Annotated in this window: 16 protein-coding genes; all 16 read left to right on the forward strand. The window is 52.3% G+C overall.

The annotated features are described in order from the left end of the window. Window positions 1-83: 83 nt before the first annotated feature. The 16 genes from F3F93_RS10675 (at window position 84) to F3F93_RS10750 (ending at window position 12605) form a co-directional block, all read left to right on the forward strand. Entirely contained in the window at window positions 84-398 is a 315-nt protein-coding gene (locus F3F93_RS10675; RefSeq protein WP_176959168.1) for an HNH endonuclease, read from the forward strand. Between the two features lie 83 nt (window positions 399-481). Next, window positions 482-1153 carry a DNA repair protein RecO gene (gene recO, locus F3F93_RS10680; protein ID WP_176959169.1) on the forward strand — a complete coding sequence of 224 codons (672 nt, stop codon included), beginning with the start codon at window positions 482-484 and terminating at the stop codon, window positions 1151-1153. A gap of 189 nt (window positions 1154-1342) precedes the next feature. Then, window positions 1343-2053, forward strand: a complete 711-nt coding sequence (locus F3F93_RS10685; RefSeq protein WP_176959189.1) for a pyridoxine 5'-phosphate synthase — start codon at window positions 1343-1345, stop codon at window positions 2051-2053. Continuing rightward, the gene (gene acpS, locus F3F93_RS10690) at window positions 2053-2439 is read left to right on the forward strand and encodes a holo-ACP synthase (protein WP_176959170.1); all 387 of its coding nucleotides are present in this window, start codon (window positions 2053-2055) and stop codon (window positions 2437-2439) included. Before F3F93_RS10685 ends, acpS begins: the two co-directional genes overlap by 1 nt. Beyond that, entirely contained in the window at window positions 2420-2839 is a 420-nt protein-coding gene (locus F3F93_RS10695) for a VanZ family protein (protein WP_241697104.1), read from the forward strand. The genes acpS and F3F93_RS10695 overlap by 20 nt, the downstream gene beginning before the upstream one ends. A 50-nt stretch (window positions 2840-2889) precedes the next feature. After that, window positions 2890-4455, forward strand: a complete 1566-nt coding sequence (locus F3F93_RS10700; RefSeq protein WP_176959171.1) for an NAD(P)H-hydrate dehydratase — start codon at window positions 2890-2892, stop codon at window positions 4453-4455. A 35-nt stretch (window positions 4456-4490) separates the two neighbouring features. Then, window positions 4491-4877: a succinate dehydrogenase, cytochrome b556 subunit gene (gene sdhC / locus F3F93_RS10705; RefSeq protein WP_176959172.1), complete on the forward strand. Its 387-nt coding sequence runs from the start codon at window positions 4491-4493 to the stop codon at window positions 4875-4877. Next, a complete protein-coding gene (gene sdhD, locus F3F93_RS10710) occupies window positions 4874-5233 on the forward strand; it encodes a succinate dehydrogenase, hydrophobic membrane anchor protein (RefSeq protein ID WP_176959173.1) in 360 nt (119 codons plus the stop codon). Before sdhC ends, sdhD begins: the two co-directional genes overlap by 4 nt. A 157-nt stretch (window positions 5234-5390) precedes the next feature. Beyond that, window positions 5391-7187 carry a succinate dehydrogenase flavoprotein subunit gene (gene sdhA, locus F3F93_RS10715; protein WP_176959174.1) on the forward strand — a complete coding sequence of 599 codons (1797 nt, stop codon included), beginning with the start codon at window positions 5391-5393 and terminating at the stop codon, window positions 7185-7187. Window positions 7188-7243: 56 nt separating this feature from the next. Then, on the forward strand, window positions 7244-7954 hold the full coding sequence (locus tag F3F93_RS10720; RefSeq protein ID WP_176959175.1) for a succinate dehydrogenase iron-sulfur subunit: 711 nt from the start codon (window positions 7244-7246) through the stop codon (window positions 7952-7954). Between the two features lie 166 nt (window positions 7955-8120). Continuing rightward, the gene (locus tag F3F93_RS10725) at window positions 8121-8348 is read left to right on the forward strand and encodes a succinate dehydrogenase assembly factor 2 (protein WP_176959176.1); all 228 of its coding nucleotides are present in this window, start codon (window positions 8121-8123) and stop codon (window positions 8346-8348) included. Then, window positions 8345-9082, forward strand: coding sequence for a DUF1573 domain-containing protein (locus tag F3F93_RS10730; protein ID WP_176959177.1), 738 nt, complete (start codon window positions 8345-8347; stop codon window positions 9080-9082). Before F3F93_RS10725 ends, F3F93_RS10730 begins: the two co-directional genes overlap by 4 nt. A 128-nt stretch (window positions 9083-9210) precedes the next feature. Next, window positions 9211-9879, forward strand: a complete 669-nt coding sequence (rpe, locus tag F3F93_RS10735; RefSeq protein WP_176959178.1) for a ribulose-phosphate 3-epimerase — start codon at window positions 9211-9213, stop codon at window positions 9877-9879. A 197-nt stretch (window positions 9880-10076) separates the two neighbouring features. Continuing rightward, the gene (gene petA, locus F3F93_RS10740) at window positions 10077-10676 is read left to right on the forward strand and encodes a ubiquinol-cytochrome c reductase iron-sulfur subunit (protein ID WP_176959179.1); all 600 of its coding nucleotides are present in this window, start codon (window positions 10077-10079) and stop codon (window positions 10674-10676) included. A gap of 32 nt (window positions 10677-10708) precedes the next feature. Continuing rightward, window positions 10709-11911 carry a cytochrome b/b6 gene (locus F3F93_RS10745; RefSeq protein WP_176959191.1) on the forward strand — a complete coding sequence of 401 codons (1203 nt, stop codon included), beginning with the start codon at window positions 10709-10711 and terminating at the stop codon, window positions 11909-11911. Between the two features lies 1 nt (window position 11912). After that, complete coding sequence (locus F3F93_RS10750) at window positions 11913-12605, forward strand: cytochrome c1 (protein WP_176959180.1); 693 nt, start codon at window positions 11913-11915, stop codon at window positions 12603-12605. Window positions 12606-12927: the final 322 nt, after the last annotated feature.

The raw sequence follows: 12927 nt of genomic DNA on the forward strand, positions 1-12927 counted from the left end.
GCGAGACAAGACCTACCCCTAAATGCGCATGAACTATTTTGATTTACTAGGTCAGGCGTATTAAATGAATCTAGGATATTGCAGTGGCAAATAATTGGAATATTCCAGCGTGGCTTGAAAAGGAAGTCCGTGAAAGAGATACAGTTTGTGTGTATTGCAACGGTGAATTTACCCCTACAAGCGTTTCTAAAAAGTCAGCGGCAAGCTGGGAACATATCATTAATGATTCAAAGATAATCACCAGAGAGAATATTGCGCTTTGTTGTTGTGGCTGTAATGCAAGCAAAGGGCAAAAACAACTTTCAGTATGGCTGCAATCTAAATACTGTAAGGATCATGGTATTAGTTCTGATTCTGTCGCACTAATAATTAAGCAGGCAATTGCAAATGGGCAGTAACGACACGGAAATCAATGGGTAAGACTCAATTGAAATATAAAGAGAAGAGAAACTATCCGATCCATTCAGGGCGAAAGTAGGGTATGGCTGAGATTCAGGACAGGGCGCTGCTGGTCAGGCGGATTCCTTATGGGGATACGTCGCTGATATGTCATTTTATTACTGAACATCACGGGCGCATTGCAGTGATGGCGCGAGGGGCGAGGCGTCCGAAAAGCAGCTTCAGGGCTGCGCTTGAGCCGTTGTACGAGTTGCAGATCATCTGGCGACCGGGAAGAAGCGGCATGGGCACACTGACCGATGTGAATCGGGGTAAGGCATTGCTGCAACCGGCACAGATGCTCGATGGGCAGGAGCTGATCGCTATTGCATCGCGCCTGTTTCAGGAGGGCGACTCACACGGCTTTGAGGAGTTGCACTCGGCCCTGCAGCTGCTTGCAAGCAGCAGTCAGCAGCCGCTGCTGGTCGCAGTCTGGAAGCTGCTTGAGCAGACAGGGTGGCTGGGTGATATGTCGTGCTGCTGGCACTGTGGAGCAGAGGAGGAGGGCAGTATGTTCTGGAAGCAGGGGCATCTGCTCTGTGGCGCATGTGGTCAAGGTATGGAAATATCCGCAGGTCTGAGAAAAACGATTGCCGCACTCATGCATAGCGAGCGGGTGATGCTCTCCGAGCTGAATGCAGGAAGATGGCGGGAGATGATTCGCCTGATCCTGCAGCAGCATGGCATCAAGGCCACTGACAGCTTTAAAGTGTGAGTGTTTTTTACCGCAAAGTACGCAAAGGTTCGCAGAGGAAGCATTTATAATATTGGAAAACCGGGCGCTCTGGAATTATCCATGCATGCCGAACCACACAGCGGGGTGTTTTTTAATGATTTTCCTTTGCGTAACTTTGCGTACTCTGTGGTGACAGGTTTTGAATTTAGATCAAAGGAAGAGAAGATGATCAGTCTTGGTGTAAATATCGATCACATTGCCACAATCCGGCAGGCGCGCGGCACAGCCTATCCCGATCCGCTGGATGCGGTATCGATCTGTCTGGCCAGTGGTGCCAACAGCATTACTGCGCATCTGCGCGAGGATCGCCGCCATATTCAGGATCACGATATTGAGCGGCTTGCCGCAATACCCGGCCTGCATCTGAATATGGAGATGGGCGTGACCGATGAGATGGTGGCGATCTGCGAGCGACTGGCGCCTGCTGCCTGCTGTCTGGTGCCGGAGAAGCGTGAAGAGCTGACTACTGAGGGTGGTCTGGATGTGGTCGGGCACATGGAGCGACTGGCTCCAGCTGTTGCGCGACTCAGCGCTGCCGGTGTGCGTGTATCGATGTTTATCGATCCGATTGCCGAGCAGATCAGGGCAAGCCGGGAGATCGGTGCTGCCGTGGTTGAGCTGCATACCGGTCACTATGCCAACTACAGCGGTGAGGCGCAGGCCAAAGAGCTGGCGGCACTCACCGAGGGTGCCAGGCTGGCCAGTGAGATCGGCCTGATTGTGCATGCCGGCCACGGACTGACGCTGGAGAATACACCGGCAATCTGTAAGTTGCCTGCGATTGAAGAGCTCAATATCGGTCACGCCATTATCGCCGATGCGATCTTTAAAGGGTTGAGCCGGTCGGTGGCCGATTTCAGAGCGGTGATGGATCGCTGATGGCGATCTTTGGTATCGGCACGGATCGCGTGGTGATCGCCCGTATTGCCGCCTCGCTCGAGCGGTTCGGTGATCGTTTTATCGATCGTGTCTACACTGAAGCTGAGGTAGAGCAGGCCAGAGCCAAAGGCAATGTTGCGCGCCGCCTGGCGATGCTCTTTGCTGCCAAGGAGGCAGCATCCAAGGCGCTGGGCACAGGTTTTCGCCACGGCATCACACTGCGTGATATCGAGACCATCCATCAGGCCTCCGGTAAACCTGAGATTATGCTGCACGGTGTAGCTGCCACGATAGCTGCCGAGCAAGGGGTGCAAACGGTCCACCTCTCCCTGACCGATGATGATGGAATCGCTATGGCATTTGCCATTGCCGAGTCAGGCCATTAAGCAGCAGTCAGCCAGTTTCATCTCTCATCTGTGGGGGCCTCTGCTGCTCTCTTATTGTGCGCTGATCTTCTACCTCTCCAGTCAGCCAATGCTGCCTGTTCCCGATCTTTTCTCTATACAGGATAAGTTCATGCATGCTGCCGCCTATGCCTTGATGGCGCTGCTGTTCTGGCGTGCAGGGCGATTTTATACTGCTGACTCTGCCTGTTTTACAGCCGCTGTTTTGGCGCTTGTCTGTATCTGTTTCTGTGCCCTGTATGGTGCCAGTGATGAGTGGCACCAGTCCTTTGTGGCAGGTCGCGACGCCTCGTTTTTCGACTGGCTGGCTGATCTTTTCGGGGCTCTGCTATTGACACTTACCCTTTATAAAAGAGAGGCTGTAGCTATTGACGGTGAGTAAAAGTTAAGAGGGACGTCGGAAATCAACACGCTTTCGACGCAGGGGTGTGAATGAGTATTACCCGGATTTTAACTGCCGCCCAGATGCGCAGGGCGGATGAGATAGCGATAGCATCAGGCATTTCAGGCTTTGATCTGATGGATCGTGCAGGCCGTGCTGTTGCCGGTGTGGTGCTGAAAAATATGCCCGATTACGGCCGTGTGCTGGTTCTTGCCGGGCCCGGCAATAATGGCGGTGATGGTTTTGCCGCTGCCCATCATCTGCGTAAGTACCGTATTCAGGTTACCGTCGTTTCTCTGGTTCCAGTCGCTTCAATTACGGGCGATAGCAAAGCCCATGTGGAGCTGGCCATAAGTTCCGGTGTTAAAATCAGGGAAGCCACATCTGTTGATGATATTTGTGAGGTGGAGCGCTGGCTTAGTCGTGCGGTAACGGTTGTTGATGGCATGTTTGGCACCGGGCTTAGCCGCCCGCTGGATGGATTGATGGCCGAGACGGTAGCCAGAATTAACAGCTGTGACCGTCCGGTTATCAGCATCGATATCGCCAGTGGTATCTGTGCCGATACAGGTGCCGTGTTGGGTGCGGCAGTCAATGCCACCATTACCCTGCCAATTGCCGCCTCCAAATGGGGGCACTGGCTGGCGGAGGGGCGTGACTATACCGGCCTGCTGCTTGCTGCTGCCGATATCGGCATCAGTGATGAGATCATTCAATCCTGCTGGCACGCATCCTGTGACTGTGAGGATGATGACAACTGCTTCTGTGTTAACAGTACATGCCTGATTAATAATGCATACCTCAGAGCTGCCTGGCCGCCAAGGCCTCGCCTTTCCCATAAAGGCTTTTTCGGCCATGTCTGGGTATTCGGCGGTTCAGTCGGTTATACCGGTGCGCCACAACTGGCGGGACTTGGTGCCTATGCCGCTGGCGCAGGTCTTGCCAGTATCGCCTGCCCCGATGCGGTCTGGCCGGTAGTTGCATCGGCCAATCTGGAGGTGATGGCACATCCCGAATCCTGCACGGCATGGCAGAGAGCTGATGCGATTGTAGTTGGGCCCGGCTGGGGACTGGAGAGGGGGGCACTGCTGGACGCCTTGCTTGCATCTGATAAGCCGATGGTGATTGATGCTGATGCTTTGAATATCGTTGCTGCGAACCCTGCTCTGCAGGAGAAGGTTGCGACGCGTTCGACTTTAACAGTGATGACACCGCATCCGGGAGAGGCGGCTCGGCTGCTCGGTTGTGATGTCGGTGAAGTTCAGGATGATCGTAAGCAGGCGGTACTGCGTCTGGTTAACCGTTATAACTGCTGGGTTGTTTTGAAAGGCTCTGAAACACTGGTTGCATCACCGGAACGTGATATCTACCTCAATCCGTTTGGCTCTCCGCATCTGGCTGTGGCCGGCTCCGGGGATGTGCTTGCCGGTATGCTCGGTGCCCAGCTTGCTCGCCGTAAAGGTGATGGCGCCACGCTGGCTGAATTGATCTCATCAACAGTGGCCCTGCATGCCAAGGCGGGAGCGAAGGGGGGATGGTATCTTGCCGGTGAACTGGCTAAGCTTGTCTCTGATATGCGCCAGAAGCTCGAAAGGGGTGATGGCAGGGAGAGGTGAGAGTGTCCAATTTCTGTGATCTCGAGGTTTCGTAGATGCAGCATCAGCTGAAAAGAGAAGAGCGACCATTATCACCACGTCTGGGAATCTACCGCTGGCATGCGACCATGATCGCCAGTCTTGCCCACCGCGCCAGTGGTCTGGCGCTGGTACTGTTTGTACCGATCTACCTCTGGCTGTTGCGTGGCATGACCGGCAGCACAGAACAGTTTGATGCGACACTGCTCTGGCTGCACTCGGGCTGGGGCAAACTCTTTCTCTGGTTGATGGGTGTCGCATTGGTCTACCACTTTATTAACGGTATCCGTTTTCTCTGTATCGATAGCGGCTGGTTTGAGAGTCGCGCCGGGCTGCGCAATACAGCTGTTGCTGTGATAGCCACTGCAGTTGTTGCAGCACTCCTGCTGCCGGTGCTGTTATGAGAACAGTAAAGGAGCCGGGTTCAGCCCATAGCGGTCTCTCCGACTGGTACTGGCAGCGACTCTCCGCTGTAGTCCTGCTTCTGCTTCTGCCTCTGCCGTTTTTCCTGCTTGTCTCAGTCTATGGAGGCTCACTCAATCAGCAGGCGCTGCTTGATATCATTGATCATATCTACTCCAGAGTTCTGCATACGATCCTGATTCTGGCACTGATTATTCACGCCTATGTTGGTCTGAAGGTGATTCTCGAGGATTATATTCATCGCATCTTCTGGCGCATACCGCTGATCGGAGCGATGCTGGTGATGATGACCGGTTTTGGTATCTGGTGGTTGGCCATTATCTGGGCCTGGACATGAACATATCTATCCATGGCATTCGTCTTTTGTCCGCACTCTGCGTTGCTGCGGTGCTCGAATGCTCCCGTATGAAGAAATACGCTCCGCTTCTGCGCTCCTTGCGCCTTGATTGCGAACAAAATCCAAACACCATGAATAGATATCTGGAGGCGTTTGCATGACATACCTCTCTAACGATCAGGTGGTGAATCATTTTCACGATGTTGTGATCATCGGCTCCGGCGGAGCCGGTATGCGCTGCGCCCTGCAGCTGGCCGATGCGGGTCACCGCGTAGCGATTGTTACCAAGGTACTGCCGACCCGTTCGCATACCGTGGCGGCGCAGGGTGGTATTAATGCCTCGCTTGGTAATGTGCTCTCCGATCACTGGCACTGGCATATGTATGATACCGTCAAGGGATCGGACTACCTGGGTGATCAGGATGCCATCGAATATATGTGCCGGGCTGCGCCGCGTATTGTGCGTGAACTGGAGCATCAGGGCGTGGCCTTCTCTCGCCTTGATAACGGCACCATCTATCAGCGTGCTTTTGGTGGCCAGTCGCGCGAGTTCGGAGAGGGTGGTCAGGCGCTGCGCACCTGTGCCGCGGCAGATCGAACCGGCCATGCTATTCTGCACACCCTCTACCAGCAGAATCTGCGTGCCGGCACCCACTTTTATGAAGAGTTTTTCGCCCTTGATCTGATTACCGATAAAGATGGCTGTCACGGTGTGATGGCGTGGGATATTGCCGCAGGTGCCTACCACATGTTTCAGGCTAAAGCGGTGATTCTGGCAACCGGCGGGGCAGGGCGTGTATTCAAGACAACGACCAATGCCCATATCTGCACCGGCGATGGCGGCGCACTGGTGCTTGATGCGGGCTTGCCGGTTGAGGATATGGAGTTTTTCCAGTTCCATCCCACCGGTATTGCCGATGTCGGGCCGCTGATTACTGAGGGTGTACGTGGCGAAGGCGGTTATCTGCTCAACTCAGAGGGTGAGCGATTTATGGAGCGCTACGCGCCTACAGCCAAAGATCTGGCCAGTCGTGATGTGGTGTCGCGTGCCATTGCGCTGGAGATTCGTGCCGGACGTGGTTGTGGCCCGAACAAGGATCATGTGCTGCTCAAGCTCGATCATCTGGGTGAAGAGCTGATTATGCAGCGCCTGCCCAACATCCATGAACTGGCACTGCGTTTTGCCGGCGTGGACTGCACCAAAGCGCCGATTCCGGTGCAGCCGACCATGCACTATACCATGGGCGGGGTGCCGACCAACCTGCACACCGAGGTGGTCTATAGCGATGGTGATGATAAAGCCAGGGTCTTCCCCGGTCTCTATGCGATCGGTGAAGCGGCATGTGTGTCGGTGCATGGGGCCAACCGATTGGGTGGCAACTCACTGCTGGAGATTGTTGTCTTCGGTTATGCCTGTGGTGAGCGGGTGATCGAATTCCTCAAGCAGAAGCGCTACCACCCTCCACTTGATAGCGACTGCTGGAAGGATGGCGTGAATCGGGTGGAGAAATGGTTTGCATCGACCGCTCAGGTAACCGGCATGCGGATTGCAGAGGTACGCAGTCGTATGCAGTCGATTATGCAGGATCACTTCAGTGTCTATCGCACTGAGGATGTGATGCGTGAAGGCGTTGAACAGATCGAGGCGCTGGCAAAAGAGGTGGCCAATGCCCGCATTGATGATAACTGTCGCCTGTTTAATACCGAGTTGGTTGAAGCGCTGGAGCTGGAGAATCTTATGGGCCTTGCCCGCGCTACCGCTGCCGGTGCACTGGCACGCACCGAGTCACGCGGGGCACATGCCCGTGATGATTATCCGGATCGCGATGATCTGCTCTGGCAGAAACATACGCTGGCCACTGTCGGGAGTGACGGAGTGAAGCTGGATTATAAACCTGTACGCACTCAGCCGATGAGTGTTGAGACGTTTCCGCCCAAAAAGAGGGTTTATTGATATGGCTGGCTACAGAGCTTTGACTCAATCCGTCGGTGGGCGGAGGGGAGGAGGTTATGCGTGAGATGATCCGACTCTCCATATTCCGTTACGACCCTGAAAAGGGTGGCAAGCCGGTGATGCAGGCGTATGAAGTGCCTCTGCTCAATAACGGCATGAAACTGCTTGATGCACTAAATTATATTAAATGGAATCTGGATGGTACGCTGACCTATCGCCGCTCCTGCGGTGAAGGCATTTGCGGTTCCGATGGCCTGAATATTAACGGCGTTAACGGATTGGCCTGTATTACACCGATTGCCGGGCTGAAGCAGCCGATTCATGTGCGACCGCTGCCGAGCATGCATGTGATTCGTGATCTGGTTGTCGATATGGATCACTTCTTTGATCAGTACCGTCAGATTCAGCCGTGGCTGCAGACCATTACCCCGGTTCCTGAGCATGAGCGGCTGCAGTCAACCGAGGATCGGGCCAGACTTGATGGTTCCTACGAGTGTATTCTCTGCGGCTGCTGCACCACCTCATGCCCTTCGTGGTGGTGGAATGGCGACCGTTTCCTCGGCCCTGCTGCACTGCTGCACGCCAATCGCTGGATTGTAGATTCACGTGATGAGGCGACAGGTGCCCGTCTTGATCAGGTGGAGGATGCCTTCCGTCTCTATCGCTGCCATCAGATTATGAACTGTATGGAGGCCTGTCCGAAAGAGCTTAATCCAACAGCGGCGATCAATCATATCAAACGCAAACTGCTTGCCCGTAAATCCTGATCAGCATGATGAATGATGAAACCGTAAAAAAACCATCCGTGGCTTTTTTTCTTACGGAAAGAGAAAAGTGTCATTTTCTCTTTCCTCACAAATCAACAGCTTGCGTTGCAAGCCATTGATTTGCGTGCCCGTCCATAGGCGCGTCGATGGTTTTTAACAAGCCATCGTGAATAATTCGGAAATTGATATCCGCCGTATGCGCTATCGTCTGAACCGGCAGGGTATGCTGGAGCTGGATGCGTGGCTGACGCCATTGCAGCATGCCGACATGCAGGATGCATCGGTGGCCTCAGCCATTGAGCTGTTATTGCAATGCGAGGCGCCTGAGTTGCAGATGATGATGACGGGTGAAACTGAAATTCCCAAGGTGCTGGAGAAGTGGTTGTGCAGATGATGGTTCGATTGTTTTTATCGATGGTGCTTGTTTTACTGATCAGTGGCTGCTCAGAGTCGATGCAGATTAAGCAGGCAAGTGAAGAGCCGCCGCTGCTTGCACAGGAGGAGCATACCTCTCTGCTGGTGTTTGAACCTGCAGTTGTTGATTTGGGCACCTTGAAAGAGGGTGATGATGCGGTGGCTTACCTCCGCGTGCGCAACTCCGGCAATAGTATGCAGCAGATTGTCGATCTGCAGGCCTCCTGTGGCTGTACCGAGGTTAAACCTGAAGAGTCACTGCTGATGCCGGGTGGTTTTACCCGCATAAGTGTGAAGGTGGACACCTTTGCCAAAAAGGATGCTATTAAGAAGTGGGTGATGTTGACCGATGGTGATGGCAAAACCAGCAAGGCCTGGATTAATTTTACCATACGTCCGAATCCGCATATGGCGGGAACAACACGTTCGATTTTTGATGGCAAGTGTGCGTCCTGCCATTTTGAGCCAGCCAAAGGAAAGGTGGCTGGCCGTGATATCTATGGCGCAGTCTGTTTCATGTGTCATGGTGAAGGTGGCAAAGGTGGGGTGGCTCCGGCGCTGGCTCATATTGGTGATGTGAATGCTCTCTCTGCCCTGATTGCCAACGGCACAGGTTCTCATCACATGCCCGGCTTTGCCAAAAATGTGGGTGGGCCGCTCTCTGATAAACAGATAACTGCACTGAGCAGATGGTTATCCACGCTGGACGAATAATGCAAAAATCGCTATTTTGCGGTCTCTCAAAAATTTGAGAATATATAGAATTTGGCTTTTTTGATCCTCTGTTCTGCGCTTGCAATCGCAGGATGAAAAAAGCCGGATTCGTTAAGGGGAGCCTTTCCATGAAAAAAAGTACTGTAATTGCACCGTCCATTCTGTCGGCCGATTTTGCGCGACTGGGCGAAGAGATTCGCGCCGTTGATGAAGCTGGCGCAGACTGGATTCATTTTGATGTTATGGATGGCTCATTTGTGCCACCGATTACCATTGGTGACAACATCTGCAAGGCGATCCGCAGCTATACTGATAAGCCGATCGATGTGCATCTGATGGTCAATCACCCGGACACGCAGATTGAAGCCTTTGCCAATGCCGGTGCTGATATCATTACTGTGCATCAGGAGGCGTGTGTGCATCTTGAGCGTACACTTCAGCTGATCCGCTCTTATGGTAAGAAGGCTGGTGTCAGTCTGAATCCTGCTACGCCTGTCTCTACCATTAAAAATGTACTGCACTGCGTTGATCTGGTACTGCTGATGAGTGTGAATCCGGGTTACGGCGGGCAGTCCTATATCCATGCGGTAACCGATAAAATTCGTGAAGCACGTAAGATGCTTGATGATGCCGGTTCTGATGCATGGCTGGAAGTTGATGGTGGTGTCAATGTGAAGACTGCTGCTGAAGTGGGTGGTGCAGGTGCTGATGCAGTTGTTGCCGGTTCTGCTGTTTACAATACGGATGATTATGCCAAGGCAATTAAAGAGATCAGGGATCTGGCCGACAACGCGTAAGATTAGCCTGTTTTTTAGCAGGGTTAATTCAGATGATCATGACCCGTCAGCCGTAAGGCTGGCGGGTTTTTTCTTTTGAAGTGCGGTAGTGAATGGGGTATGGTTTCACGTTCATTAAAGGTTGACCGTCAGTATGCTCACTGATAGTCATGCACCCTTTAGATTTAGTCTGAAAATGTACGAGGGGAGGAGAGTCTATGACAGATCAAGCAAATCAGTCGCGCCGTAATTTTCTTTACGTTGCTGCGGGTGGTTTAGGGGCTGTTGCTGCAGGCGCTACAGTTGTTCCGTTTATCGGCAGTATGTTGCCGGCTGCGGATACACTGGCCGCATCTAAAACAGAGTTTGATGTCTCTACAGTCGAAGCTGGTCAGCTGGTCACTATTCAGTGGCAGGGTAAGCCGGTTTTTGTAGTGCATCGTACACCGGAACTGCTCAAACAGGTGGATGGCCACGACGACAAGCTGAAGGATGCAAATTCTGAAGCCATTGCTGAAGTTCAGCAGGAGTGGATGGATACACCGGAAAAACGTAAATACCGCGCAATTAAACCTGAATACCTGATTGTGGTGGCAAGCTGCACCCATCTTGGCTGTATTCCACTGTTTAAACCATCTGAAGGCCGTAAAGAGTGGGGCGATTCTGTTCCTGACGATTGGGCTGGTGGCTGGCACTGCCCATGTCATGGCTCTTACTATGACATTTCAGCACGCGTTCTTAATGGATCACCTGCACCGCACAACCTGCATGTGATGCCATACCAATATAAATCCGACACTACAGTAGTGATCGGTTAATTCAGGGGGGAGGTAAAGTGTTAGATAAAATTATGAAAACAGACCTGTTCGCCTGGATTGACAGACGAACTGATGCTGGGGCGATCATTAAATCCCAGTTGACTGAATATCCGGCTCCAAAGAATCTCAACTACATGTGGAACTTCGGTTCCCTGGCACTGCTGGTGCTGGTGCTGCAGATTCTGACCGGTATTTTCCTTGTGATGTATTACAAGCCATCAGCAGAAGCGACATTCGGTGGATTCACCGTCGCCTTTGATTCGGTGGAACGCATCATGCGAGATGTGAACTTCGGCTGGCTGATCCGCTATATGCATGCGGTTGGTGCTTCGATGTTCTTTGTTGTGGTCTATATGCATATCGGTCGCGGCATGTACTACGGTTCATTCAAAGCTCCGCGTGAGCTGCTGTGGATCATCGGTGTTGTCATCCTGCTGATTATGCAGGGTGCTGCATTCTTCGGTTATCTGCTGCCCTGGGGCCAGATGTCCTTCTGGGGTGCAACGGTAATTACCAACCTGTTCGGTGCGATTCCGGTATTGGGTGAGTATATCGGCCAGATTCTGGTCGGTGGTTTTGCAGTTGGCGATCCAACACTGAACCGCTTCTTCTCACTGCATTACCTCTTCCCACTGCTGCTGGCGGCGATTGTTGGTGGTCATATCCATGCTCTGCATGTGGTTCACTCCAACAACCCTGAAGGTATTGATCTTCACAAGCCTGAAGAGACCATTCCTTTCCATCCTTACTACACACTCAAGGATGCGTTCGGTGTTGCTTTCTTCCTGCTCTTCTACTGCTACATCGTATTCTTCAACCCACAGATGGGTGGTTACTTCATCGAGGTTGATAACTATGTACCGGCAAACAATCTGCAGACACCTGCACATATTGCACCGGTCTGGTATCTGACTCCGTGGTATACGATCCTGCGTTCATTCGAGAGCAAGCTGCTTGGTGTGGCTGCGATGGGTGGTTCACTTGCGATCCTGTTTGTGTTGCCATTCCTATGTAAATCAGCAGTGCGTTCGGCACGTTATCGTCCGGTCTACAAGATCATGGTGATTATGTTCTTCATCGATGTGATTGTACTGGGTTACTGTGGTCACTCTGCACCAACTGCAACGCTTAAAGTTGTAGGTCAGATTGCGACTGCATACTACTTCCTCTTCTTCTTCGCGCTGCCGTTGCTGCCGAAATTCGAGAAGACGAAACCAGTGCCGGAGGGGATTTAACATGAAGATGACTAAATTCGTGATGGCAGCGGTTGCTGCAATGGTGATGGGTTTCTCATCTCAGGCAGTGGCCAGTGGTGGTGGTGCTGCACTTGAGCATGCCAATATTGATGTTACTGATCAGGAGCAGATCCGTCGCGGTCTGACCGTATTCACCGATGTCTGCATGGGTTGTCACTCAGCCAAGTACATCACCTACCGTGGGCTGATGGCTTACCCTGAAATCGGTCTGACCCGTGAGCAGGTAGATGAACTACGTGGTGAGAAGTCACTGATGAGCGGCATGATCTCTGATCTCGCCATTGAAGATGCGGTTGTTTCCTATGGTAAGGCTCCACCGGATCTTTCTCTGATCGTACCCGGTCGCCGTGGTGGCGCAGATTATGTCTACTCACTGCTGACTGGTTATGAGCATGATCCAGAGGGTAAAGTGCCTGATGGTAGCTGGAACAAGGTGTTTCCGGGTAACCGTATCGGTATGCCGGATCCGCTTTCATGGCTTGATCATGATGCTGGTGAGACCGATGAACTGAAACAGCAGGCTGAAGATGTTGCAGCATTCCTGGCCTTTATTGGTGATCCGCATCAGAACACTCGTCGTGCTATCGGCTGCTGGGTGATGGGCTTCCTGCTGCTTCTGACTCTGGTTCTCTGGCGTCTGAAGGTAGAAGTCTGGAAAGATATCAAACACTGATCTGAATAGTTCAGTCGCAAAATAGAGAGGCCCGCCATTATGGCGGGCTTTTTTTTAAACTCGCCTTCGTTTGATCCAATTCAGATGGTCAGACTCTTCTATAAAATTTAATTTTTAATTAAATTAGTGTCTATTATTTTGCGGTAGGTCACGACTTCAGTTATTGCTGAAGCATGTTGTTATTTTAAATGTAAAATCACTGCTGTCCGGTTAAGCATGGATGAGCGTCATTTGCCGATGAGTTTCTGCTGATGTTGGCTTTCCGGGAGGATCTTTCTCGATTAGCAGTTCGAGAAAATCTCGTCGGTGCATGATGTTCGTT

This window comes from Mariprofundus sp. KV, from assembly GCF_013387475.1.
GTDB lineage: Bacteria > Pseudomonadota > Zetaproteobacteria > Mariprofundales > Mariprofundaceae > Mariprofundus.